Consider the following 25474-nt stretch of genomic DNA (forward strand, 5'->3'; position numbering starts at 1 on the left):
AATCGCCTTAATCGGCGCTGCCATCGATTTTATCCGTATCACTGCGCAGATGTTTTTCTTCCCGGTCGCGATGCATGCGGTCGGTGACATCCATGCCGATTCCCCGATAGCCGATAAACAGGCTGGTTGAATCGAACATCGGTTCCCCGCTGACTTGAAGATATTGGATGGTGCCATCGGCATTGGTGCGGCTGTAGACAAAATCGAGGAATGGGCGTCGGTTTGCAATGTTGTCGTCCAGTTGCGCACGCTCTGTCTCATTCCATCGCCCCGTCGCCAGGATACCGGCCGCACCGGGTGTGGTATCGCCGCCCATGAAAAGAGAAATTCCTGATATTCCCTCGTTGCCGACCCCGGCAATTTCGGAAGAGCCGCCGTTTTCCAAGACGTAGTGCAGCGAGACAAAAGGCGGGAATCGAAAGAATGCCCGAATCAGGCAGGGTAACATACCCAATCTGTCCGTCTGGATAGATTGCGTCGTGGCACTGCGGAATCTGCGCTATTACTTGTAATGGCTTCGATTAGTGCCAAATAACAACGTTAGCGGCGTGTTGAGCGAATTAAAAAAACAACGGATATCGTCAGGCCGAGACTCCAAATATATTAGTCACCATGATTTCTGCCTCCATGGCATGAAGCGTAAGTTGCTGATCGGATGCCGTTAGCAGCACTGCGTCGCCCGGAGCCAGTTGCACAACACGTGATGTCGGGAGCAGGATGTGCGGTGAGCCTTTAACGATATATACCAAACTGGTATGGCCAAGACGAGGAGTGCACAAGGTACCGGTAAACGCGAAACGGTTCAGCTTGTGCGTGTGCAGTTGCCGCCGGGTCATCACGTTGAAATCGGTGACAGGCCCGGCAAGCAGGGATGAGCCTATCTGTTCTTCGCCGGCAAATTCAAAGACGGGTGTTGCCGGCGTCAACGTAACACGCCTGGCGCCTTGGCTGATCAATAATTTCCCGCCCTCGGTGAGGGCCAGCGACCGGTCGATTCCCGGGAAAATAGAAAACTGACCGGCGGTACTGACCGTTGCCACGCTAATGCGCCATTCAAAATCATCGAGACTGCTATTCGCCGGGCAACGCATTATCTCCCGCGTAATGCCGCCGCCATTCTTCCAAGGCATAACGGCTTGCGCTGCTTTCGGTATCACAATCGGCAAGTCTGATCTGCTCAGGTTGCCGATTGCCAATGGCTGTAAGGGTTGTGTATACGTTTTGGGCAAAAATGTGAAGTTCAATCAGGTTGAAGTAAGGCATGTGCCAGGCGTGCGGCCACTTTCGCAGTAAGTCCGTCGCGATCGTAGGTGGGATTGCATTCCGCAATGTCGGCAGCGATAAGCTTGCCGGAATCTTTGGCTATCCGTATCAGGTATTCCACTTTTTCGAGTTGCATGCCCAAGGCCGCCGGCGCGGAAACCCCTGGCGCCTTCTCGGCAGGTAACACATCCAGGTCAATCGTCAGGTACACATGAGTCGCCGTGGCGAGTTGCTCCTGCAGTTCTCGGCCGAAATCGGCGAGGTCGCCAAAAGCGATTTCGCTATCCAGCTTGAAACGCACACCCAGTTCACGGGCGCGGGCAAATAGTGCCGGCGTGTTACCCAGCTGGCTGATTCCATAGCAGAGATAGTTGAATTCAACGCCAGCCTGATGACACCATTCAGCAATCTGCTTGAACGGGGTACCCGAACTAGCTTGGCCGGCTTCTCGCAAATCGAAATGTGCATCAAAATTAATGACAAGCAGCCGTTCGGTGCGCAACGCTTGATCCAGATGGCTTGCGATGCCACGGAAGGTTCCGTACGCGACCTCGTGCCCGCCACCCAATACCAGAGGGAATACGCGCTGTGAAAGCGCTTGCTTGACGCGATCAGCCAGTCGCAGCTGCGCTTGATCCAGTTCGCCATCGATACAACCGATGTTGCCGGCATCGAATAAACATTCGATGTCATGCGCTGGAAGATTAGCCAGCATGCGCCGGATCGCATCCGGGCCTTGGGCAGCACCGATGCGCCCATGATTGCGACGCACTCCTTCATCGCAGGAAAAGCCGATCAGGGTAGCGCTGTTTTCGGATGCCTTGTTGAATGGCATGACAACCTGATGCAGGCGACGTGTGTCGCCTGCGCTGTCAGTATCTTGCCGGCCGGCCCAAATGGATTGATCTATCATGCGGCGTTGCTTTGCTGGTTCCGGGATAACACCGCTTGCAGGAAGCTGCGGGTGCGGTCTTCACGCGGGTTGACGAAAATCTGGTCAGGCGGCCCCGATTCCACGATGCGACCGTGATCCATCACTACGACAATATCCGCAACTTCTCTCGCAAATCCCATTTCATGCGTGACGACCAACATTGTCATGCCTTCGTTGGCAAGGGCCTTCATCACTTGCAGCACTTCGCCGACAAGTTCCGGGTCTAGTGCGGAAGTCGGCTCGTCGAACAGCATCACTTGCGGCTTCATCGCTAATGCACGCGCGATGGCGACCCGCTGTTTTTGGCCACCGGACAGGGTGGCAGGCATCGCGTCCGCCTTGTGCGCCAGCCCGACTTTAGCCAGCAGTTCACGGGCCAGGGTTTCGGCGCTGTGCTTATCCATACCCTGGATCTTGCGCGGTCCGACGGTGACGTTCCCCAGCACCGATAAATGCGGGAACAGATTAAACGATTGAAACACCATGCCGACTTGTTCTCTCAGATGGTTCAAATCGTGATCGGACAGCATGCGTCCATCGGTCAGCAATTTTTTTTCACATATTTCGATATCACCTTCTTCGGCGACTTCCAAGCCATTACAGCAACGTAACAACGTGCTTTTCCCCGAGCCGCTGGGACCGATGATGACGATCACCTGAGACGGATGGACTTCCAGGTCGATACCGTGCAGGATGCGGTTACCCGAAAACGATTTGCCCAGTCCATTTAATTTGATGATGGATTTCATTGCACTGCTCCTCCGGCTCTCAAGTGACGCTCTATTCTTTGCAACGCCATGCTGGTAAGACTGGTCAGTACCAGGTACACCAGAGCGATAGCTAAATACACTTCGAGTGACCGATACGACACACTGATGATTTTTTGACCTTCGTGCATCAGGTCAGCGATGGTCAACAAGGAAACCAGTGCAGAATTCTTGATCAATGCAATGAATTCATTACCCAAAGGAGGAATCATCCGCACCACTGCCTGCGGCAGGATGATGGTACGCATGGCTGTTCCGGCGGACATGCCGAGCGAACGCGCAGCTTCCATCTGTCCCTTCTCAATCGATTGAATCGCACCCCGGACAATTTCCGAAACGTAGGCGCCGGAATAAATTCCCAGTCCTAAAATGCCGCATACAAATGCTGGCAGCAGGATGTTCAGTTCGGGCAGGCCAAAAAACAGAAGGAACAATTGCACCAGCAGCGGCGTTCCCCGGATAAAGGTAACGTAGGTGGTGCAAAGCCCGTAGCGTACCCGTTTGCTTGGATCAAGCCGGCCCATCCCGACCAGCAGCCCAAGCACGCACCCCATCAGCAGCGACGCCGAGGTAATTTCTACCGTGACTAACGCGCCATGTGCCAAATCAGCCCAGCCGCCGAGGACTGGTAAAAAATCAAGGCTCAATTGTATTTCTCCTCGTTCAACATCGATATTGTGATGACCGGCCGCGATTATTTCGCAGACGTATCAAGCCATTTTTTGATTAGTCTGTCGTAGCTGCCATCGAGTTTTGATTTTTTCAGGGCAGCGTTCAACGCCTGGGTCAGTTCCGGTAAATCCTTCCTGACTGCGAAGCCGTACAGTTCGACGCTGACGGGCTTCTCGATTACTTTCAAGCCGGGCCGCGCTTTCACATATTCCAAGGCGGCCGGTTTTCCGGTTACCGCTGCATCGGCGCGTCCAATTTCAACCAGATTAAACATTTCCTGGTTTTTTTCGACTTCTACACGGTCGACCTGCGGGAAATATTCCTTGAGATAGTTCACTGATTTCGTGCCTACCTGAACCGCGACATGCTTACCGTTCAGATCGGCTGGTTTAAGTATTGCGTTGTTACCGCTCTTCACGACGATCACCAGGCCACCGGGGTAATACGGATCGGTAAAATCCACCACTTTGCGCCGATCTTCGGTGACATAGATTGCCGAGGCGGCGACGTCGAACCGTTTCGAAATCAGTCCCGGGATCAGGCCTTTGAAGTCGATGTCAGTCCATTCGACTTTCTTGCCCATCGATTTGGCTAGGGTCTCCATCAATTCGATATCGAATCCGGTTCTTTTCCCGTCTTTGAAAAATTCGAATGGCGGGAAAGTCGAATCGGTTACGACCCGGATGACTCCTGCGGACTGGGCGTTAGCCAATGTCGGCACGATGAAGCTGACTGCGACGGCCAGCGCAATGAGAAAGCGGCGATGATTCATTTTTGTCTCCTGAAAAAATACTTGCTAATATAGTTTTAAGCACTCACTGATGACGAGTGCGGTCTTGACCGTCAATCCAATCAATTCTTGCTGCCTGTCTTCGGCTCTGATAGCTGGCGACATCAAGGTAATGACACCTACCATGTGATCCGCCTTGCTAAAAACAGGGGCGCTGATACCCCAGACTCCCATGTCTACTTCTCCCTCGCTCACCGCATATCCTTGAGCGCGTATCTTCGCCAATTCTTCGCGCAGGAGATGCTGCTCTTTTGGTTGCCCCGGCAGTGATCCTGCAATTACTTCATCAGCCATTGGTGCAGGCAAATGCGCCAGCAACGCTTTAGCGGAAGCTCCGCGCAGCAATGGCTGCGAACGCCCCTTCGAAAACGAACAACGCAAAGAGTGCTGGCTTTCCACCATGTCGAGACACATCACCTGATTGTTGACGGCGACCATAAGCCCGACGCTTTCCCCGCACCGCATCATCAATTTTTCCATTTCCGGGCGCGCATGGGCGACCAGATATGAGGTGTGATCAAAGCCCCAGGCGAGTTGTACGCTGAATGGGCCTGGTGCGTAGAGATTATCTTGTTCTTGTATCAAACCCCATTTCTTAAGGGGAAGCAAATGCCTGTATAAAGTGCTTTGCGGCAATTTTGTTGCATCCTTAAGCTGCTTCACCGTGATCGGCTTGCCATGCCGGGCGATAACGGAAAGCACCATTAGTGACCGTTCGCTGGTGGGAGTAGCTGAAAGAGGGCTCTCCAAATCTGATGAATTGATCTTACTCATGAACTTATCATCGGCCACAATTCCCATAATTACAAATTTAATTCCCAAATTATGGGATTGCTATTTTGGGTTGATTGAGCGCCCCCGGAAATGGACGATAAAGCACGTTAAACCGGCGGCCGTGATGGCCGGCTACTGTGGGGGGCTTTTGGTGTGCGGACATGTTCATGCGCCAGAGACGCGCATGAGTAGTGTTGCCTTATCGCCGTTGTGCCCCGCAGTGTCAAACAACCGATGGTGACGAACATGGAGCCGTTGAAGCGCCTGACGAATGTAGCCGCAGCTGCCGAAGACGAGCGGGCGACATTCTAAAATCACCTCTTAACCGGATAGACCGTGGCGACCAGCAGTTTGAGGTTCTCAACGACATGTGCCTTGACCGGCGACAGCTCTGCGGTCGGGCATAGCGCGACGACTTCGCGTGCGGCGTCAGCGTCGGCGGTTTGCATGAAAAGCCGGGCGATGTCGTCCAGCCATGCGACCAGTTCCGGTGATAGGCCTGCATCAGCCGGATCATGCCAGATGTGTGTGGCGTCAGCGGCCAGTCTTCTCGATAATGCGAGGACGGTTCTGACCTGCTGCGCCCGGGAATCGGTTAATTTGCCTTCATGACCCAGGCGCTGCAGCAGCACGTCGGTTTCCAGATTGAGGATGCAGGCATGCCCTCGACAAGCATGCATTGCTGCGCTGGAGGCGGCAGCGTTGCCCAGAGCGGCATGCAGATAGGCCAGGTTCGCCAGGATCATTTCCGACAGTTTCAACGACAGATTGCTTGCCTCGCGTTTCGGCCAGAAATAATAGACAGCGAGCAGTGCAATGGCGCCGCCGATGACATTGTTGCCGGCACGGGCGAAGGCATTGATCAATTCATCGCTGCCCGGCGCCGCAAAGTCGGCGACCAGCACGAAAGAAGGTGTCAGGAATAGTGAATACAAACCGTAGCTCACCGGGCGCAACGCCATGGTTGCCAGCACCATCGGGAACAGCAGCAGTGCCGCCGTCAGCGATGAGTGCACGCACAGGCCCAGCACAGCCGCGATCAGGCCGCCGCAGACACTTCCCCCCGCGCGCTCCAGGCTGCGGGCACGGGTGTCGGCAATTGACGGCTGAATGATGAGGATGGTTGCCATTGTCGCCCAATAGCCAAACGGCAAATGCAGCAAGTGCACGATCATGTATGCCAGGCCGGTGGCCGTCGCGCAGCGTAGTCCGTGCCGGTACTCGATCGAGCGACCGCTGCAATGCAACTGCGCAATCTGCCAGTTCTGCTTGAAAGCCGCGCGGATATCGGACCTGAATGTCGATGGCGCCGGCGCGGCAGTTTGCCTTCCAGCGTCGGTCGAACTCACGGTTAGCGCCAGCGCACCGCCAAGTTGCGGGCTCAGGCGCGCACTGAGGCGATGCAACTGTGCCGCCAGATCGACGTCGGCGTCCGGAGCCTGATCGGAGATGATGCGCCGGCTCATTCGCAGCAGAATCCCCGCTAACCCTCTCAGGACGCGGTCGATGCGGATAATTTCGACAGGTTGGCGCAGCGGCGACTTGCGCAGATCGGTGACAACGGTCAGATAGCCTTGGATCAGCTCGGCGCGCGCCAGCTTCAGCAGAAGGTTTTCATACAAGCGACGGCTGCCGGTGCGTTCCAGCGGCAACGCGATCAGCCGCTTTTGTGCCAGCGCGATGTCGTCCCGCACATGCTTGCGGCAGATCGCGGTCAAATGCCGCAGATCGTCACCCGGCTTGCGCGTTTCGGCGCCAACGGTGATGTGCGCCAGTTCTGCCAGGCTCTCATAGACATGGTTGACCGCCGCTCGGGCTGGTGAAAACGGATGAATACGCCAGGCTGTCAAACCTAGTACGGTCGCCCATGCACAGCCGAGAAAATAAAACGCCGGATAGGAGTGATGGCCGGCCGCCAGACTCATCGGTGAATCCGCCATGATCGAACACACGCCGGCCGCCAGTATCATCACCAACCCGGTGGGGTTGCCATAGATCCTGGAAAACCCGGCAAGTCCGGCGCACAGCATCAGCGACAGCGCGCCATAGCCCACGCCCAGTCCCGCGGCAAAAGCCGTCAAGCCGCCGCCGATGGTGGAAAGCAGGCCGAAACCGCCCATCGAGTAAAGCCGCGCCCGGTTCGAACCGGCGGCATCGGCCAGGCAAGTCAGGAAGGCGCCGATAGCCGCCCAGGAGAAATGCGGCTCATGTAGCAGGTAGCACAGCAGCAGCATGGTGCTGGCAGCGCATGCCGCGCGCAACCCCTCGGACAGGCTGGCTTTGCGCAGCGGGAATTCGATGATCCATTTCCGGTAGCTGCTGGCTGCCGAGCTGAACAAAGTACTCTGGGTGAACATCGAAGGGGTTGAAAAAAAGACGGCGAGATGCGTCGGTTAAGAAGAAAACAGCAAATATGCATGCCGTCACCGGCGCAGCGACGGCGTCAGGACAGCATCGATTGTCCGTCGCGATAGCGCACGTGCCAGGACAAGGCTGCTTCCAGTACGTGCGGCGTCTGGCCGCCGCGCAGGCAGGCCTGCTCGAAATAGGCGCGCAACTGCGTCCGATAGTCCGGATGCGCGCAACGCTCGATAATCAACGGCGCCCGTTCACGCGGCGCCAGGCCGCGCAAATCGGCCAAGCCCCATTCGGTGACCAGGACGTCGACGTCATGCTCGGTATGGTCGACATGCGCGACCATCGGCACCACGCTCGAAATGCCGCCGGCCTTGGCCACCGATTTACTGACAAACAGTGACAGCTGGCCATTGCGCGCAAAATCGCCGGAGCCGCCGATGCCATTCATCATGTGCGTGCCGCCGACGTGGGTCGAATTGACATTGCCGTAGATATCGCATTCCAGAGCCGTGTTGAGCGCGATGACGCCAAGCCGGCGCACGATCTCGGGATGGTTGCTGATCTCTTGCGGACGCAGCACGATCTTCGCGCGGTAGCTGTCGATATCGCGCATGAATTTCTCATGCATGGTTGGCGATAAGGTGATCGACGACGCCGAAGCCTGGATCAGCTGCCCGGAATCCAGCAGCTCGATGGCGCTGTCCTGCAATACCTCCGAAAACATTGTCATATTGCTGAACGGCGAACCGATCAGCCCATGCAGTACCGCATTGGCAATCGTGCCGATGCCTGCCTGCAAAGGCAGCAGTGCCGGCGTCATCCGCCCGGCGCTCACTTCGCTTTCGAGAAAGGCAATCACATGGGACGCGATCGCCTCGGTTTCGCTATCCGGCGGCAAGACGTTGGAAGGACTGTCCGGGCTGTCGGTAATCACAATCGCGGCGATGCGCGCCGGATCGATAGCGATAGCCGTCGTGCCGATCCGTTGCTCAGGACTGACCAAGGGAATCGGTGCGCGCCCAGGCCGTTCACCGGGGATGAAAATATCGTGCAAGCCTTCAAGCGCCAGCGGTGCGCTGAGATTGATTTCAATAATGATCTGCCGCGCCTGCTGAGCGAAATTTGCGGAATTGCCGACGGACATGGTCGGTACAAGAAAGCCATCTTCGGTAATCGCGGTCGCTTCGATCACCGCGATATCAATCGGCGCCAGGCTGTGCGATCGTAATTGTTCGGCGGTTTCCGATAAATGCTGGTCGATGAACATCACTTCGCCGGCGTTGATCTTGCGGCGCAGTGCCGCATCGGCCTGGAACGGCAGGCGGCGCGCCAGCAAGCCGGCTTCGGCCATCAAGCCGTCGCTGTCGTTGCCTAGCGAAGCACCGGTAATCAAGGTCAGCCTCAATGGCTCGTGCCTGGCGCGCTCCACCAGCGCTAGCGGCATGGCCTTGGCGTCGCCGGCGCGGGTAAACCCGCTCATGCCGACGGTCATGCCATCCTTGAACAGCAGTGCCGCCTGCTGCGCGGACATCACTTTATCCATCAACGCCGGGCGGCGAATGCGGTCCTGGTACATGGTGTGCTCCTGAATATCATGAATGGAATGTTGTTATTGAATTCCAGTATAAAATCGGAAAATCATGTACTGTATGAATAAAATGCGCCGAATTCAGTCGCTTTATTCATATATAGCTTGTTCATCATAACCATCACGCTCGCCCCTTGGATATCCGCTCCCTGCGCTATTTCGTCGAAACTGTCCGGTTCAGCAGCTTTACCCAGGCTGCCGAGACCCTGCACGTCACACAATCGACCATTAGCAAAATGGTGCGCCAGCTGGAAGATGAGATGGGCGCGCCGCTGCTGATCCGCAACGGCCGCAAGCTGACGCTGACTGACACCGGCCGCGTCGTCTTCGAGCGCGGCCAGGAAATGCTGGCGACCATGCGGCAACTGACATTGGAAGTGCGCGACACGCAGGCGCTGCAACGCGGCCAGCTTGCCGTCGGCATCCCGCCGATGATCAACCTGCTGTTTACGCCGGTGCTGAAGACCTTCCGCGAACGCTATCCGGATATAGCGTTGACCTTGAGCGAGGACACCGGTCAGGCCATTGAACGTCAGGTCGCCGCCGGCGATCTCGAAATCGGCATGACGGTGCTGCCGGCGGATCCGGATCTGGAACTGATTTCAGTGCCTGTCGCCAGCTACCCGATCTGGGCTCTGGCCGAGGCCGGCACATTCCAGAAGAACCGCAAGACACTGAAATTCAATGCCCTCAGCAAAATGCCGATGGTGCTGCTCAAGGACGATTTTGCGCTGACTCGCAGCCTGCGCCAGGAATTCCGGGATGCCGGCTTCGAACCGACGATAGCCGCGCAAAGCGGGCAGTGGGACTGGCTGGTGACGATGGCGTCGGCTGGCTTGGGCGTGGCGCTGCTGCCGGAACCTTTCATCCACAGGCTGGTGACCGGAAACCTGGAAGCGGTGCGCATCGTCGAGCCGGAAATGTCATGGCAAGTCGCCCATATCTGGAGCGGCCGCTATTTGTCGCACGCAGCGCGCGCGTGGCTGGAGGTTTGTCAGGATGTGCTAGGGACACCGCTGGTGTAGTGAGCGTCGCAGGCTGGATTGACAATGCCAGGTGTAAAGAAAACGAGACGTTACGATTTAGCTTTTTTCAGCAACGGGATATCCTCGAACAGCCATGCCAGCGCGAATGCCAGCGCGATCAGGCATCCGGCGACGATATAGACCGTACTCAGTGCTCCGCCAAACGTTCGCTACAATCATGACGCGGCAGATCGGCCCGGAGGACAGTCCAATTGACGCCGCGGCAATCGCACGCCATGCGATTGCTTTACTGGTGCATGGGGTGGGGCCGCATTAACTACGCGAGTTGGTGTTTCAGAGGCCGATATCCATAAATACTAAATAGTGGCCCCTCGTCGCAGTCCCCAAAGAATGAGGATGGAAGAGGCAATGATTGCTACTCCGACGCTTACGAAGCCAAGCGTCACAAAGCTCTCCTGCCAGGGTTGTGCGCTGTGACCTGATGCTGTAATCGGGGACATGGCTGCCGTGCCCAATATCGCCGCCAAGGTGGTTATACCCCAATTTATGTAGGTGCCATATAACGCACTCCAAAACGCCGCAGCCTTCAGTCGTGGGGATAGACGGATTTCCATCCAGATGGCGCCCGACGCCACGAGGAATATACCGTTCATGACGCCTTCCAGATGTGCGGCGAGGCCCATGCGCGGATTGTTGAACTTTTGCTCAACGAGTCCCGTTAGAAGGCCGATCAGGAACAAAAACATGCCATGCCATAGTAATCGCCGCTTGGTAGCTTCCATACTTGTGACCTCTGCGTTATTTGCGCTGGACTAGCGCGGACGGTTAACGAGTTTCGCCTGCCCAGGGTCCACCCGGCCGGTCAATTGCGTTTGCAATTGGATAAGATGATTTTCTCCCTGGTCCGCGACAGCATAGTCCAATGTTTGCATGTCTGCCAAACATGGACAGGATCAAGGCGTTCCTGATGAACATGCTATTCTTGTGAACGACAATTCCCTCATCCTCACATGGAGCGCCCATGAGCCCGCTAGCCGCAATTACCGCCATCCTTGCCGCGTTATTGATTGGCGCGATGAGCCCGGGACCAAGCTTTGTCATGGTTGCCAGAAATTCCATCGGCCTGTCGCGTCGTGACGGCCTTGCCACTGCTCTCGGCATGGGCGTGGGCGGTGTATTCTTTAGCGGGATTGCATTGATTGGACTGTATTCATTGCTGGCATCTGTCACCTGGCTTTATGTAAGCCTGAAAGTTGCCGGTGGGGTGTACCTGGTTTATATCGCCGCCAAAATCTGGCGCGGTGCATCTGCTCGACTCACGGTCGATAATGGCGCATCTGAAGAACGGGCAAACGTACGGAAATCTTTCTTGATGGGACTCAGTACACAGCTGAGCAATCCGAAGACAGCCATCTTCTACGGCAGTATCTTTGCAGCATTGCTCCCGCAGCATCCGCCGCTGTGGTGTTACCTGGTGCTTCCGCCAATGGTTTTTGCCATTGAAGCAGGGTGGTACACGATTGTCGCGCTGTGTTTTTCCAGCAGACGTCCGCGCGAATATTATTTGAAAATCAAGGTATGGGTTGATCGCGTTGCTGCCGGCGCAATCGCGGCTCTGGGACTGCGCCTGATATTCACGGCGCATAAGGTGGGAATTTAGGTTGGCATTTCAGTTGGCATTGAAGTTGGCATTTAAAGCTGGAATTTAATGCAGGCGCATCGAAATACGATCAGATGTTTTGTGGAGTGAATGTGACATCAGAAATACAGATAAAAATCAGGAATTTTGATCCGATCGAGAGAGATGTCGTTGACTCGGTGGTCCGCAGGGCCTGGGCAGAGTTGATCGATCTGATGCCGCAAGGAGATCAGCTTGCCGCCAGGCTCGGGGCGCTGACGGAACACGCCGATCAAAGCGAAGTTATCGTAGCCGAGTTGAACGGCCAGATCGTCGGGACAGTCGGTTATGTCGGCGCGCATCAACCCAAACCCGATTTTTTCCAAGCTGATTGGCCAATGGTTCGTATGCTGTCCGTCGCGCCGGGACATCGCGGGCTTGGTTTGGGCAAAAAATTGCTGGAAGAATGCATCGCAAGGGCACGGCGCGATGATGCTCCAGTACTGGCCCTGCATACTACCGCGGTCATGAAAGCTGCCCAGCGTTTGTATTTCGAGTTAGGGTTCCAACAAATAAAAGAGCTTCCTCTTTTGTTCGGAGTGCCATGCGGGCTGTACACAAAAGCGCTGTAGACAACGCAGCGAGCGCATGGCTAGTCTTTGCTGGTGGCCGAAAGGGAGTCAATAACCCCAAAAAAAAAGCAGCGCCCGGAGGCGCTGCCATAAATCGACAATTCAAGGAGACCCAAAAAGTCGAAGTTACCCGAAAAATTGTAAGTTCCTAGATCGCCCAGCCGCCAGCGTAGAAGGCTGCCAGCGCGATAGCAATGGCGACAGTGCCGACGTTCAGTTTGCGGAACTCGCCGGATACGATACGACCGATTACCAGCGTGCAGAAACCAAGCATGATGCCCGTTACGATATTGCATGTCAGCACAATGAACACTGCGCACAGCAGACCAGACAGGGCATCGACCGTATCATCCATATGCATGCGGCTCACGCTGCCCAGCATCAGCAAACCGACATACATCAGCGCAGGAGCTGTCGCATAGGAAGGCACCAGGCCAGCCAGCGGCGAAAAGAAGATGACCGCGAGAAACAGCAGGCCGACTACGACTGCCGTCAGGCCGGTACGGGCGCCGGCGGCGGTACCTACCGTCGATTCAATATAAGCAGCAGCAGGTGCGCCACCGACCAGGCCGGCAAAAATGGAACTGAGCGAGTCGGCTGTCAGTGCTTTGCCGCCGTTGTGGATGTAGCCTTTTTCATTGACCTGGCCAGCTTGACCGGCAACAGCGCGAATCGTGCCGGTGGCATCGAACACTGCTGTCATCACCAGCGCCAGCACGCTTGGCAACACCGTCATGCTCAGCGCGCCCTTGATATCCATCGAACCGATCAATGAAGCGTGGCCGGGGGAACTCAGTGCCGGCATCGAAAACACACCGGTAAATTTGACGGCAGGATCGAAGATCAAACCGATGATGGACAGGGTGACGACTACCAGCAGGATGCCGCCCGGTACGCGGCGCCGCTCAAGACCGAAGATGGCTGCCAGGCCGAGGATGCTCATCACCACTGGGAATGCAGTAATGTGACCGAGCGCTACCGGCAATCCTGGACCGGCATTCTTGACCACCATCCCGACTTCATTGGAGGCGATCAGCAGCAGGAACAAACCGATACCGACGCCGGTGCCGTGCGCAACGCCGGACGGCAAGTTTTGCAGAATCCAGGAACGGATGCCAGTCACGGAAATAGCAGTGAACACCAGGCCCATCAGGAATACCGCGCCGAGGGCGACGGAGGGCGACAAACCTTTGCCCAGCACCAGGCCGAAGGCGGTGAACGCGGTCAGCGAAATCGCGCATCCGACTGCGATCGGCAAACGTGCCCACAAGCCCATCAGCAGCGAGCCGAAAGCGGTCGTCAGGCAAACTGCAACGAACACGGCGCTGACATCGAAGCCGGCCCTGCCCAGCATGCCTGGCACGACGAAAACGGAATAAACCATCGCCAGGAAAGTGGTGATGCCGGCCACAACCTCACGGCGCGTAGTACTGCCGCGGGCGGTAATCTGAAAGTATTGATCGAGTTTACCTTCGCTGACGGCGATAGGATCTCCCAGGCCCACGACAGGCTGGGACTGGAGTTGTTGTTCCATCATGATCGAGCTGCTCCTTATATGTCCTTGAAGCGGCCGTCACTCGACCGTCATCAGGGTTGTCTCGTGTTATGTTTGAATAGTCAGCGACCGAATGCCGAACCCTGGTAGCTGGACTGCTCGTCATTTGAAAGGATGATGAGTTCGGTGAATACAGCTTAGGGTATTGATGTAGCCAACCCATCATGGAGGCTTAATAGCCGCCATTTGCATTTCCATATGCGGAAAGCAGTCTTCCAGCGGTTTTCCTTATAGCGGGTACGGGCTTCTAGCCGACCGTTCCAGGCCAGATGCGGCTGTCTGGTTTGGACGGTCAAGCAGCGAAAAATAGCTGAAAAATTACATTTAAGAAATTTATTTCCATTGGGTATTTAATGTACTATTGTTGCGGGTGGGCAATATATAAAAACAAGCGGGTGCACTTTTTGGTTGGCAACTGGGGAGAATAAAAATGTGGCTGAAATCAATTTTCAACAAACCCGCAACCAGTAATCAAGATGAGGGGGCGCGCGAAGTTGTTAAAAATTCAGCCATCCCGCAGCAGCCGGTCAGACGAGTAGCGACGATAGAGGAGCTTGCAGAACTGCAGCCGGCGAAAAGCGTCAACAACCAGATTCAGTACGACGAAAAATTGATTCCCCAGCTCAAGGGCGATCATGCGGCCTTGCTGTTGATGTATTCCTCGGTGGCGAACAAGATGAGCGCCGGCACCTGGGATGGGGTGCCAGCCTCATTGCGCGAGATGCGCATGGCGATGTACGGCCACCTGCTGACCGAGGGCGTCAAGTTGTATTCGTATATGCGGCGCAGTCTGGCGGAAGAGCAGAACCTGCTCGAAGTCTATCGTTCGTATAAAAAAGAAATGGATGGCATTGGCCGCGTCGCCTTTGATTTTTTCGATAAATATCAAGGCAAGGATTGGCTGGCATCGGCGGATTCACGCTCGTCGTTCAAGGCTGAATTCGATAACCTCGGCAAGGTGCTGGTAGACCGCATCACGCGCGAAGAAAATATTCTCTATCCTTTGTACATGCCGTCGTAGGCTTAGCTGACCCGTTGGCCAGGCCGCCGCGCCTGGTCTTGGTTCAGATCTGCCAGGCGCCGTTGCGATAGACCAGTTCGTCATCAAGGTAGACCGCTTCGGTTACCGCAAAAACATCGATGTGATACCTGGCGCTTGCGCGCTTGATATTGGCCTTGTTGTAGACGCCGTGTTTGGCGCCGAGCGACAGGTGGATGCCGCACATGCGTTCGTAGGTACCGATATCGCTCACCATCCGGTCCCGCGAAAACGCGCGATTCATGCCGAAACCCAGCTCCCGCAGCCAGACCTCGCCTTCGTCGGCGCGGATATTGGCTAGTACCTGGTCGAAATCCGGTGTGGAGTTCAACACGTCGCTGACGCGGCCTTTGGTGATCACCAAAGTGATGGGGTGTGCCGGCCGGTTGACCCGGAACGAGGTATCGCCAAAAACAAAGATACGCACGCGTCCGTTCACCGCTTCCAGGTCTTGCGCTTCGGTGAACACTTCGCCGATGGGAAATTGGCCACCGACGTTGTTCATCTCGCGGTAGTCGCCGATGTTCAGTTTGGCCGGCTCGAACGGCGACGCAAACACCAGGCGTTCACCGCCGCTGTCGACGACACCCATGCGGGCGCTGTCAATCCGTGCTTTCAGTGCATAGCCGACGCCGCGGTAGTAGCCGGGGTCATATGCCAGCGAGTCGATATAACAGAGCGCTTGCGCTCCTGGCATGCGCGACAGATGCGGATGCTCTATCACCTTGAGCGCACGCTTGAACAGTTCGACCCGGATGCGAAACGCCTCCAGGCGGAAGTTGGTCGATTGAATCAGGACTACCAGGTCGTTCGCCTCAAGTCCCGCAAAAGCGGCGAGTACGGCATCCGGCGTGACTGCATCGAAGTCGATGAATGTCGCATTCGGCAGGCAGCGCCGGTAGGCTTCGGTAAGCGTGGTGGCGAGCTCGCAGCGCGTGTCCGATACGACCACGGCGGCACGCGACGGCGCGTGCTGGATTGCCATGGAAAGGATGTCGCGCAGATGCTTTTCCGCTGCGTCAATCGCTTCCTCGGCTATCGTTTCTTCGCTTACCGTGCCGACGTCTTCTTCGTTTGCTGTTGGAGTGTTCATCAATTTACCGTATCGGGAAGCAGGAGAAATGCCGTGCCATAAGAGCAAGTCTTAGTGGTCAGGCAACTCCTGCCGGATCGGTATTTTAATCGACAACCGGCGTCGGGGCTGGTTTTTGGCGGATTACGGGGTGATTTTGGGCGGATTTGGGTTGACTACCGACCATCAGGCCGAGAGGCCCTTGGTCAACAGCTCGGCCACCAATTGATTGAGATCCAGTTCGCGCTCTTTCGCCAGGGTTTGCAGCTGTTGCACCAGGTCGCCGTTCAGTTTGACTGCAAACGGCACCAGCCCCAGCGCCTGATCGCGCTTGCGCTGCTCGCGCCTGTCGACCACAGCGGTGTCGCTGTTGCCAAAACCACCTGCGCCGGGTGCAGTCATTTTTCCCATGAGCTTCTTGGCGTCGCTCTTTGCCATTCCTGTCTTTTTCACTATGCATGTCCTTGTTGATAAACGGTATTGTTGGACGCAGTATAGGCTCACTCCAGCCAAAGTAACGGGGATTGGGCGGATCGGTCAAATCAGGAAGCGACTGGTATTGATCCAAATCGCCAAGGCCAAGCAGAACATGTGCTTTCGAGATTATCATAATGAGCATTGCGGCATTGCGCCTCCGGCGCAGACTGACCCAAATCGTCCTGCATTCAACCCTTCTAGCACCCACGACCGATGCTTTCTACTCTCCTGATTCTCAATCCTATGTCCGATCAAAGTCTGCAACGCATCGCGCAAGACTTTCAGATCGTCTATGCCCCCACAGCTGAACAACGCAGCGCCGCTATCGCCAGCCACGCTGACGCGATACGGGCAGTACTGACGATTGGCTCAATCGGATTGCGCGCCGAGGAAATCGCCGTCTTGCCGAAGCTGGAACTGATTTGCGCGCTGGGCGCCGGTTTTGAAAACATCGATGTTGCCGCTGCGCGTGAGCGTGGCATTACGGTGTCCAACGGCGCCGGCACCAACGACGCTTGTGTCGCCGATCACGCCATGGGTTTGTTGCTGGCGACGGTACGCGGCATTCCGCAACTGGGCGTGGCGCTGCATCAAGGCATCTGGCGCGACGCCTTGCCTTTGCCGCCGAGCGTATCCGGCAAGCGTCTCGGGATTATCGGACTCGGCACGATCGGCAAGCAGATTGCACGCCGCGCCGCAGGTTTCGACATGACGATCGGCTATCACAACCGTTCGGCGCGCGATGATGTGCCGTTCGCGTATTTCGCTTCGCCGCTGGAGTTGGCGCAATGGGCCGATTTCCTGGTGGTCGCCACGCCGGGCGGCGCCACCACCCGCCACATGATCAATCGCCCGGTGCTGGATGCTTTGGGGCCGCAGGGGTTTGTCGTCAATATTGCACGTGGCAGCGTGATTGATACTGCGGCATTGGCGCAAGCCTTGCGGGATGGTCGGGTGGCCGGCGCCGGCCTCGATGTCTACGAGAGCGAACCGTTGCCGCCGGCTGAATTGCTGAATTTGCCGAATGCGGTTCTGACGCCGCATGTGGCAGGATGGTCGCCCGAATCGGTGGCGGAGACGGTCCGATTGTTTCTGCAGAATGCCAAGCTGCATTTTTCGGGGCAGGCGGTACTGACGCCGATTTGAGACGATGACTGGTATTGTCATCGAATGATGCGCGAAAAAAATCCGGCTCGATGCCCAATGCCGTTCAGTTAAGTGATATGACGTGGCCAGCCGCCGCGGCGGCTCCGTCATCCCCGCGAACGCGGGGATCCAAATTACCGAGTGAAACAATGAAAATGGATTCCCGCGTTCGCGGGAACGACGCATGACGGAGATATCTCTGGCGTCTTAACTGAACGGCATTGGGCATCGAGCCGGATTTTTTTTAGTCGGATGCATGTCCGATTCAAACGGTCAATTCAACCGGTCAATTCAAGAATTTCTTATCCTTGGTAATCATGGTCATCTCGACGAATTTCGAGCCGCTGTGGTTGCTGCCCGTGAAAGTGACATCGAAGCCGCCGCCGTTATAATTTTTCACATTGATCGTTTCCAGCGCCTTGAGCAGTTTTGCCCGTGTCAGATCCTTGCCCGCGCGTTTCAAGCCTTCGACGAATACCTTGGCCGCAATGAAACCCTCCAGGCTGGAGAAGTTAGGTTCTTTGACACCGTTTTTTTCCATCAGCTTGTTATATTCAGCAACCACCGGGATTGACGAGCTCCAGGGGAATGGCACCACCTGGGAAATGACGACGCCTTCACCCTCCTTGCCGAGCGCATCCGACAATGCCTGGCTACCGACGAACGATACGTTGTAGAACTGGCCGGTATAGCCGGCTTTGCGCATTTCCTTAATGTAAGCGGCGCACGAGGTGTAGGCGCTGATCTGGATGATCGCGGCAGGGCGTTTCGGCAAGATCTTGCTGACGGCCAGCTTGACGTCGCTGCTGTTACGTTCCACCGTGGCGGACTCGACCAGTTCCACATTCATCTTCTTCAAGGCACGCTGCACGCCTTCCAGTCCGGCGCGGCCATAGGCGTCGTTCTGGTAGAACACGGCAATATTCCTGATGCCGACGTTAACCAGTTTTTCCACCAGGTGCTCGGTTTCATCGAAGTAGCCGGCGCGGATATTGAAGACCTGGTGGTTCAGCGGTTCGCGCAGCGATTGGGCGCCGGTCACGGGTGCAAAGAACGGTACGCCGGCTTGTGTGAAAATCGGCAATGCGGCATTGCTGGTCGGTGTGCCGACATAGCCGAACAAGGCAAACACATCGTCCTTTTCAATCAGGCGCTTGGTATTGGCTGCTGCCAGGTCGGCTTCGTATTTGTCGTCGGCCTTGATGATTTCAATACGCCGTCCGTAGACGCCGCCTTGCTCATTGACAGAGTCGAAATAGGCTTTGGCGCCGGCATTCATCTGAATCCCCAACTGTGCAGCGGGGCCGGAGAATGCGGCCGATTGTCCCAGCACGATTTTCTGGTCGGTGACGCCGGATTCCGCAAAACTGGCGGATAGCGGGCTGCAGACGCCAATTGCCAGCGGTAGTGCGAAGGAAAATACGAAGGATCGTACGGAAGACAAAAGATGACGTCGGAGTCGCATGTGCCACTTTCTCATGTTGATCAGGCGTTGCAATACCGGATTGGGCATCAAATCAGCGTTACCGCACTGCAACCTTGCATATTATAGATTTATTGCCGTAGGAAAACAAAAGAAGAAGTGGTTTTGACGGGAATTGGCGTTTTTATCAGTATTCATACCTATTCAAGCGAACCCAAACTGTGCAATACCGTAGCGGTACGGCGCACATGTCCCATGCGGACGAACATATGCTCGATGGCGAAGCGATGTTCCTCGGCGCTGATGCCGCTCATTGCATCTTCCACAAAGAGCAATTCATAGCCCAGGTCGTAGGCGGCTCTGGCGGTGGATTCAACGCCGATATTGGTGGCGATCCCGGTGAGCACAATGGTGCGGATATGTCGACGGCGCAATTGTTGCTCCAGGTCGGTGCCGTGAAACGCGCCCCATTGTTTCTTGGTGACGGTCAGATCGCCATCCTGAACCATCGCTTCCGGCACCAGGTCGCAAGCATTTGGAGGTAGCGGTGGCGCATCCAGCGGGCGCATCAGCGGCGCATCGGCGCTAAGCCGCAGTAACTGCGTGACATCCACCCGCACGAATATGACCGTGCCGCCGAGTTGACGGAATGCACTTGCCAGCCTCACTGAATTCTCCACAACCTGAGAGCCGGAATGCGGCGCCAGCGGGCGGCCAAGATTGCTGTGCTGCAGATCAATCTGCACCAGCGCCGTGGTTTTGGGGTCAATCGCAAGCGGAACGTTGAGGTTGTTGAGCGGGGTAACCATGTGCAATGTTCCTATGTGAGGTTGTCTTTGCGTTATTTTACCCTTGTGGCCGCCTATCGGAATTTGGGGCTGAATCTGGCATAAAATCAAGCATGAACATGCATCGTTAAATTTACATAAGGAACAGGAATGTTGAATATCTCAGTGCCCACTAGCGAAAAATCAGGCTCATGCTGAACTCTTCAGATGAGCAAGCGAATGGTGCGCGAGACGACAGCCATATCAGCTTTGAGGCAATCCAGAATATGGCAATGATCGAAGAAGAGTATGAAGGCATGGATTGCTATTTGCGTCAGGTACTCGATATCGATGTCGAACGAATCCAGCAAAATTATCTGGTGTAGGGGTGGGCACGTACTTGTGCCCACGCGGTGTTCGGATCGGCACAGTATGGGCAATAAAACCCGCCCTCCCTACGATCAAATAAAAAAGCCACCGACAATGTCGGTGGCTTTTTGGTTATAGCGATGGCTGCCGTTACCACATCAGGACGCGTTGCTCCGGCGACAGATACATCTTGTCGCCCGGCTTGACGTCAAATGCACTGTAGAAACCAGGCTGGTTGCTCAGCGTGCCGTTGCCGCGGAAGCGTGGCGGCGAGTGCGGATCGGTCTTCACATAAACGATAGCCTGTGCATCGCGCACCTTGCCGCGCCATACCTGAGCCCAGCCCAGGTACAAGCGCTGATCGCCGGTGAGGCCGTCGATTACCGCCGGCGTCTTGCCAGCCAGGGACAGGTGATAAGCCTTGTAGGCGATGGTCAGGCCGGAGTTGTCCGCAATGTTTTCACCCAAGGTAAGTTCACCGTTAACCTTGTAGCCGGGAACCGGGCTGTAAGCGCCGTATTGCGCTACCAGGGCCTTGGTCTTGACCGCGAACTTCTCGTGATCTTCCTTGGTCCACCAGTCGCGCAAATTGCCGATCTCATCGTACTGGCTGCCCTGGTCGTCGAAGCCATGGCTGATTTCATGGCCGATCACTGCGCCGATGCCGCCGTAATTGACGGCGTCGTCAGCGTTGGCGTTGAAGAACGGCGGTTGCAGAATCGCAGCCGGGAACACGATTTCGTTGAACTCAGGGTTGTAATAAGCGTTCACGGTTTGCGGCGTCATGCCCCATTCGGTGCGGTCGACCGGCTTGCCGAGCTTATCGATATTGCGCTTGAATTCAAACTGGTTGGCGCGCATCACATTGCCGACCAGGTCGTCGCGTTTGATGACCAGGCTGGAGTAGTCGCGCCATTTGTCCGGATAACCGATCTTCAGCATCAGCGTAGACAATTTCTTTTGCGCCTGCTTCTTGGTATCGGCGCCCATCCAGTCCAGGCCGTCGATGCTTTGGTGGTAGGCGGCGATCAGGTTGGCCACCAATTTTTCCATGCGGGCTTTGTTTTCAGGCGGGAAAAATTGCTCCACATAGAGTTGGCCCAAACCTTCGCCGATGCTGGCTTCGACCACATTGATGCCGCGCTTCCAGCGTGGTTCGTTTTGCGGTACGCCACGCAGCACGGTGCCTTTGAATGCAAAATTCTGATCGACGTATTCCTTGGACAGGTCAGAGGCATAGCTGCTCAGCACATGCCATTTGAAATACGCTTTCCAGACCGGCAGCGGAGTCTTTTCCAGAATCTTGTCGAGACCTTTGATATAGCTAGGCTGGCTGATCACCAGATACGACACCTTGTCCTTCAAACCGGCGCCGGCCAGATAGCCGTCCCATTCGAAATGCGGAGCCAGCGTGTGCAACTGCGCCAGTTCAACCCGATTGTAGGTCTTGACCGGGTCGCGATTCTGAACTTTGGTCCATTGCACCTTGGCCAGCTCGGTTTCCAGAGCGACGATGCTGGCGGCGTTTTTGCGGGCCGCCTTGTCGCCGGACAAAGTCAGCATGGCTTCCACATGTGCCCGGTATTTGGCCAGCGTGTCTTTCAGCTTGGCGTCGTCGGCTTTCAGGTAATAATCGCGGTCCGGCAGGCCGAGGCCGCTTTGGCCGAGATCGGCAATGACTTTGCTTGAGTCTTTAGCGTCTTGATGAATGCCCAGATCGTAAGGCGCGCTGACGCCGATGCTGTTCAGATGGGCGATCAGGCTCGGGATCTGTTTCTTGTCTTTCAATGCATCGACGCGGGCGAATTCTTCGCTCAACGGCTTGACGCCCAGTGCTTCCAACGCCGGCTCATCCATGTAGCTGGCATACAGATCGGCGATTTTTTGCTGGTTGGAGCCGGGCGTGATGTTCTTTTCGGCGCTGACGGCGTCGACGATCGTATGCAGCTGGTTCAACGAGTTTTCACGCAACTCATAGAACGCGCCCCATGACGATTTGTCGGCAGGGATTTCGGTTTTCTTGAGCCAGCTACCGTTGACGTAGCTATAGAAGTCATCCTGAGGGCGTACCGTCAGGTCGGCATTCTGCATGTCGATACCGCTGACCTGCTTCGAGGCGACGACAGCAGCGGCGGCGGTGCGGGGAGTTTGAGCGAAGCTGGCGGTGGAGACGGTGTAGCCGGCAACCAGGGTCAGCACTGCTGCACAAATTAGAGAGCGTTTCACGAGTAAATAATCCTTATGAGAAGTCATCGGAAAAAACAGCCTTGTAAGGCATTCTATAAAACTATTGAAATTTGAAATCAGTTTGAAATCAGTTTGAAATCAGTTTGAAATCAGTTTGAAATCAGTTTGAAATCAGTTTCAAACTATCTGAAACTACTTGAAGCCACTTAAGCCCTGGACTTAAGCCCGCTGATACGCCAAGACGAACATAGCCCCATTGTTCCATTGTTCTGCCATCAGCGCAGAATGGCCTCCGGATCTTGCTTATCGCGCAACGCAGTGCATAACAAAGTCTGTTCACGGGTTTGCGCCAGGCCGCGTTCGGCGCCAGGCAAATGTTCGAGCAAAGGCTGGAAAAAAGCTGCCAGGCGATCTGCTTCGCGTTGCGAGCAGCTGTCGCCGGCAACCAGCCCGGGCAATCTGCTGCCGGACATTTCACCGCTGCGCTTGATCAGTTGCACATGGTTGGCGGTAAACCACTTCCACATTGCTTCGCGGCCTTCGCCATCTTCCCGGCTGGCACGCAACAAGGTACTCATCTCGCCGATTTTGACGCGTGGATCCAGCGCCAGGTTGCGGGCACGTTCAGCGCTGCCGGCGGTAGTGGCAGAGCCCAGGCCGGCCAGCATCGCCATGCGTTGCGCCGGTTCGCTGGCGGTGCCAAGCGCCTTGATTAACGCGTCGATGGCGGTGCTGCCGCTATCTTGCGTGCTGACTGCCAGCACCGAACGCAACAGGTCGGGGTTGGCTGCTTCCAGATTGAGCTGACCATCGGCATTCGGTTGCAACGCCTGTTTGCCTTGTGCCAGCAGAGCCTGCCGCACTTCTGGCAATTTCATGTCGAGCGCAAGAAAGTCTGCCAGAGAAGCGCGTAACAAGGCATCGTCCTGGCTTTCATTGGCGCGCCGCTGATAGCCGAGTTGCTGCAGCCGCGGCAGATACAGCTTGCGTGCCAGCTCAGTCAGACGGGTGCGTTGAGCATCGCTGCGCGCTTCGTACCTGGATAACCACTGGAGTGTCGGAATCAGCGCTGTCGCCACTTCGCGCGTGTCCGATTTGGCCAGGCGCGGCGCCGCTGCCAATACTGCCGCTGCATCCAGATCGCCGCGGCCAAAGCCGGCGTTGATGGCGTCAGCGTATGCCAGCTGTTCGGTGTCGGGCAGCTTTTCGAGATTGCCGGTCAGACGTGCCAGATCGTCGTGCGCCATGTTAAAGCGATAGTAGCCTGCAGCGTCGGCATTGGGCATATACCAGCTGCTGGCAGACGCACCTTGCAGCACCATCTGGCCTTGTTTCTGGTCCAGCAATTCACATTGTGTTTTTGTCTCGCCGGCGGCAGCGCCGTTGGTGATGCTATAGCGTACGCACACTGGAATGCCCCACAGCCGCTTGGCTTCGCCGGTCGAACCCAGCGGCAGGTAACGCTGCTGTTTCAGATGCAGTACCGCCTTGCCGTTTTCCCAGCTGAGGGTGGTGTCTACCAGCGGCACGCCGGCTTGATCGAGGAAACTTTGCATTGCTTTGGCAAGACGCTGGTCTTTCCCGGACGCCTTGGTCAGCGCGGCGATCAGGTCGTCTGCGGTGGCGCTGGAAAACTGATGTTGCTTGATATACGCCCGCACGCCCTTGCGGAAAGTATCCGCGCCCAGGTAGCGCTCGAACATATTCAGTACGGCCGCGCCCTTTTGGTAGGTGATGCCATCGAACGCTGTTTCGATATCGCCGTTGCCGGTGATCGGCTGGCGGATGCGGCGCACGCTGACCAGGCTATCGTTTTGCATGGCGTAGTTGGCGCCGCCGATCAGCTCCAGGTCGGCACGGTATTCCGGATGCAGCTGCCGCGTGATCTTGCTTTGCATCCAGGTGGCAAAGGCTTCGTTCAGCCACAGATCGTCCCACCATGGCATGGTGACCGTATCGCCGAACCATTGATGCGCCAGTTCGTGGGCATTGACATTGAACGAGCTGCGCACATTGTGCGCCGGCGAATTGGCATCGAGCAGCATCAGGTAATCGCGGAAAGTCACCAGTCCCGGATTCTCCATGGCGCCGGCGGCAAAGTCAGGCGCTGCCAGCAAATCCAGCTTGTCGAACGGGTAGCCGAAACCGAAATAATCTTCCAGCGCAGTGATGATGGCTGGCGTCTCCGCCAACGCCGGCTTGATGCGCTGGCCTTCACCTTTGGGTGTGATGCCGCGCAGCGGTATTGCGTGAGAACGCCATTGCGTCGCCGGGATTTTCGGGCCATTCACGACATCCCATGGACCGACGGCAAACGCCACCAGATAAGTCGGCAGCGGCTTGGTAGTGGCAAAGCTGAGCTTGCGCCAACCGTCGCCCAGTTTCCGTTCTGAGACTTGCCGGGTGTTGGCGACGGCAACCTGGTTTTCAGGTACGGTCAGGCTGAGCGTGAAGGGCGTCTTGAATGCCGGTTCGTCGAAACCGGGGAAGGCATAGCGTGCGCTGATCGCCTCCATCTGCGTGATGACATACGGCTCGCCTTGACTGTTGACCTTGTACACACCTTCCAGCTGCTGATTGAACGGCGCGCTGTACTCCAGCATCACGCTATAACGTCCGGCTGGCAGCGTCTGGCCAAATTCGAGTGTTGCGACGCCTTCCTTTTTCGCCGCTACCTTGTATTCGGCTGTGTGAATTTTCTTACTGCTATCGGTGAGCGTGACTTTGCTGACGCTCAAATCATGGCCGTGCAGCCACAGGTGATCGGCAGCTTGTTTCAGTTCGATGTCTATGGTGGCGTTGCCGGTGTATTCAAGCTGATGCGGATCGACCCGAAAGTCGAGCTGATAAGCCAGCGGTTGAACCCAGCGCGGTAATTTTCCCAGTGGTGCAGCATCATCCGGGGTCGCCGCTGCGGCGTTGAATGATGCGATGCTGATAGCGAGAGCGGCTAATGTGAAACGACGGGTAGTACACATCACAGATGAAATCCTCCCAAATTTGGTCTTGGGATTCTAGCCTGCACTACGCCGATTCGCTAGGAAATAGTATGAATAT

The 25474-nt window shown here is 56.2% G+C and carries 23 protein-coding genes; 6 read left to right on the forward strand and 17 right to left on the reverse strand.

The annotated features are described in order from the left end of the window. Nucleotides 1-7 precede the first annotated feature (7 nt). The 9 genes from KHU29_RS13230 to scpC all read right to left on the reverse strand — a co-directional run bounded on the left by KHU29_RS13230 (nucleotide 8) and on the right by scpC (nucleotide 9134). Nucleotides 8-385: a hypothetical protein gene (locus tag KHU29_RS13230; protein ID WP_343216056.1), complete on the reverse strand. Its 378-nt coding sequence runs from the start codon at nucleotides 383-385 to the stop codon at nucleotides 8-10. A gap of 196 nt (nucleotides 386-581) precedes the next feature. Continuing rightward, complete coding sequence (locus tag KHU29_RS13240) at nucleotides 582-1130, reverse strand: HutD/Ves family protein (RefSeq protein ID WP_211453265.1); 549 nt, start codon at nucleotides 1128-1130, stop codon at nucleotides 582-584. 110 nt (nucleotides 1131-1240) lie between these two features. Beyond that, the gene (gene hutG, locus KHU29_RS13245) at nucleotides 1241-2176 is read right to left on the reverse strand and encodes a formimidoylglutamase (protein ID WP_211453266.1); all 936 of its coding nucleotides are present in this window, start codon (nucleotides 2174-2176) and stop codon (nucleotides 1241-1243) included. Next, a complete protein-coding gene (locus KHU29_RS13250; protein ID WP_246541974.1) occupies nucleotides 2173-2946 on the reverse strand; it encodes an amino acid ABC transporter ATP-binding protein in 774 nt (257 codons plus the stop codon). Before KHU29_RS13250 ends, hutG begins: the two co-directional genes overlap by 4 nt. Continuing rightward, nucleotides 2943-3611 carry an amino acid ABC transporter permease gene (locus tag KHU29_RS13255; RefSeq protein WP_211453267.1) on the reverse strand — a complete coding sequence of 223 codons (669 nt, stop codon included), beginning with the start codon at nucleotides 3609-3611 and terminating at the stop codon, nucleotides 2943-2945. The genes KHU29_RS13250 and KHU29_RS13255 overlap by 4 nt, the downstream gene beginning before the upstream one ends. A 47-nt stretch (nucleotides 3612-3658) precedes the next feature. Then, a complete protein-coding gene (locus KHU29_RS13260; protein WP_211453268.1) occupies nucleotides 3659-4408 on the reverse strand; it encodes a transporter substrate-binding domain-containing protein in 750 nt (249 codons plus the stop codon). A gap of 24 nt (nucleotides 4409-4432) precedes the next feature. Beyond that, complete coding sequence (locus tag KHU29_RS13265) at nucleotides 4433-5200, reverse strand: IclR family transcriptional regulator (protein ID WP_211453269.1); 768 nt, start codon at nucleotides 5198-5200, stop codon at nucleotides 4433-4435. A 314-nt stretch (nucleotides 5201-5514) separates the two neighbouring features. Then, nucleotides 5515-7557: an FUSC family protein gene (locus KHU29_RS13270; protein ID WP_211453270.1), complete on the reverse strand. Its 2043-nt coding sequence runs from the start codon at nucleotides 7555-7557 to the stop codon at nucleotides 5515-5517. An 86-nt stretch (nucleotides 7558-7643) separates the two neighbouring features. Beyond that, nucleotides 7644-9134, reverse strand: coding sequence for a succinyl-CoA:acetate CoA-transferase ScpC (scpC, locus tag KHU29_RS13275; RefSeq protein WP_211453271.1), 1491 nt, complete (start codon nucleotides 9132-9134; stop codon nucleotides 7644-7646). A gap of 146 nt (nucleotides 9135-9280) precedes the next feature. Here scpC and KHU29_RS13280 point away from each other — a divergent pair, with 146 nt between their 5' ends. Further along, nucleotides 9281-10171 carry a LysR family transcriptional regulator gene (locus KHU29_RS13280; RefSeq protein WP_211453272.1) on the forward strand — a complete coding sequence of 297 codons (891 nt, stop codon included), beginning with the start codon at nucleotides 9281-9283 and terminating at the stop codon, nucleotides 10169-10171. Nucleotides 10172-10488: 317 nt separating this feature from the next. Here KHU29_RS13280 and KHU29_RS13285 read toward each other — a convergent pair whose 3' ends face one another. After that, nucleotides 10489-10914, reverse strand: a complete 426-nt coding sequence (locus KHU29_RS13285; RefSeq protein ID WP_211453273.1) for a styrene oxide isomerase — start codon at nucleotides 10912-10914, stop codon at nucleotides 10489-10491. Nucleotides 10915-11153: 239 nt separating this feature from the next. Here KHU29_RS13285 and KHU29_RS13290 point away from each other — a divergent pair, with 239 nt between their 5' ends. Continuing rightward, nucleotides 11154-11792: a LysE family translocator gene (locus KHU29_RS13290; protein ID WP_211453274.1), complete on the forward strand. Its 639-nt coding sequence runs from the start codon at nucleotides 11154-11156 to the stop codon at nucleotides 11790-11792. A gap of 92 nt (nucleotides 11793-11884) precedes the next feature. Then, nucleotides 11885-12382, forward strand: coding sequence for a GNAT family N-acetyltransferase (locus KHU29_RS13295; protein WP_211453275.1), 498 nt, complete (start codon nucleotides 11885-11887; stop codon nucleotides 12380-12382). Nucleotides 12383-12530: 148 nt separating this feature from the next. Here KHU29_RS13295 and KHU29_RS13300 read toward each other — a convergent pair whose 3' ends face one another. After that, the gene (locus KHU29_RS13300) at nucleotides 12531-13919 is read right to left on the reverse strand and encodes an NCS2 family permease (RefSeq protein WP_281416123.1); all 1389 of its coding nucleotides are present in this window, start codon (nucleotides 13917-13919) and stop codon (nucleotides 12531-12533) included. Nucleotides 13920-14367: 448 nt separating this feature from the next. On the opposite strand from KHU29_RS13300, the gene KHU29_RS13305 reads away from it, so the two are divergent. Further along, entirely contained in the window at nucleotides 14368-14958 is a 591-nt protein-coding gene (locus tag KHU29_RS13305) for a hemerythrin domain-containing protein (protein ID WP_211453276.1), read from the forward strand. 43 nt (nucleotides 14959-15001) lie between these two features. Here KHU29_RS13305 and KHU29_RS13310 read toward each other — a convergent pair whose 3' ends face one another. Together KHU29_RS13310 and KHU29_RS13315 are read right to left on the reverse strand one after the other, a co-directional pair. Then, complete coding sequence (locus KHU29_RS13310) at nucleotides 15002-16069, reverse strand: M29 family metallopeptidase (protein ID WP_211453277.1); 1068 nt, start codon at nucleotides 16067-16069, stop codon at nucleotides 15002-15004. 165 nt (nucleotides 16070-16234) lie between these two features. After that, nucleotides 16235-16501 (reverse strand): hypothetical protein, encoded by a 267-nt coding sequence (locus tag KHU29_RS13315; RefSeq protein WP_211453278.1) that lies wholly within the window; start codon nucleotides 16499-16501, stop codon nucleotides 16235-16237. Nucleotides 16502-16738: 237 nt separating this feature from the next. On the opposite strand from KHU29_RS13315, the gene KHU29_RS13320 reads away from it, so the two are divergent. Next, on the forward strand, nucleotides 16739-17671 hold the full coding sequence (locus tag KHU29_RS13320; RefSeq protein WP_211453279.1) for a 2-hydroxyacid dehydrogenase: 933 nt from the start codon (nucleotides 16739-16741) through the stop codon (nucleotides 17669-17671). A 286-nt stretch (nucleotides 17672-17957) separates the two neighbouring features. On the opposite strand, the gene KHU29_RS13325 is transcribed toward KHU29_RS13320, so the two are convergent. Beyond that, nucleotides 17958-19136, reverse strand: coding sequence for an ABC transporter substrate-binding protein (locus KHU29_RS13325; protein ID WP_211453280.1), 1179 nt, complete (start codon nucleotides 19134-19136; stop codon nucleotides 17958-17960). Between the two features lie 158 nt (nucleotides 19137-19294). Continuing rightward, nucleotides 19295-19903 (reverse strand): isochorismatase family protein, encoded by a 609-nt coding sequence (locus tag KHU29_RS13330; RefSeq protein WP_211453281.1) that lies wholly within the window; start codon nucleotides 19901-19903, stop codon nucleotides 19295-19297. Nucleotides 19904-20073: 170 nt separating this feature from the next. Here KHU29_RS13330 and KHU29_RS13335 point away from each other — a divergent pair, with 170 nt between their 5' ends. After that, a complete protein-coding gene (locus tag KHU29_RS13335) occupies nucleotides 20074-20247 on the forward strand; it encodes a hypothetical protein (RefSeq protein WP_211453282.1) in 174 nt (57 codons plus the stop codon). Nucleotides 20248-20380: 133 nt separating this feature from the next. Here the strand turns inward: KHU29_RS13335 and KHU29_RS13340 are convergent, their stop codons facing one another. Both KHU29_RS13340 and KHU29_RS13345 read right to left on the reverse strand, forming a co-directional pair. Continuing rightward, nucleotides 20381-22456 (reverse strand): M13 family metallopeptidase, encoded by a 2076-nt coding sequence (locus tag KHU29_RS13340; RefSeq protein ID WP_211453283.1) that lies wholly within the window; start codon nucleotides 22454-22456, stop codon nucleotides 20381-20383. A gap of 236 nt (nucleotides 22457-22692) precedes the next feature. Continuing rightward, complete coding sequence (locus KHU29_RS13345) at nucleotides 22693-25395, reverse strand: M1 family metallopeptidase (RefSeq protein ID WP_246541978.1); 2703 nt, start codon at nucleotides 25393-25395, stop codon at nucleotides 22693-22695. Between the last annotated feature and the right edge of the window lie 79 nt (nucleotides 25396-25474).

It is taken from the genome of Collimonas antrihumi (assembly GCF_018304965.1).
Taxonomy (GTDB): Bacteria; Pseudomonadota; Gammaproteobacteria; order Burkholderiales; family Burkholderiaceae_D; genus Collimonas; species Collimonas antrihumi.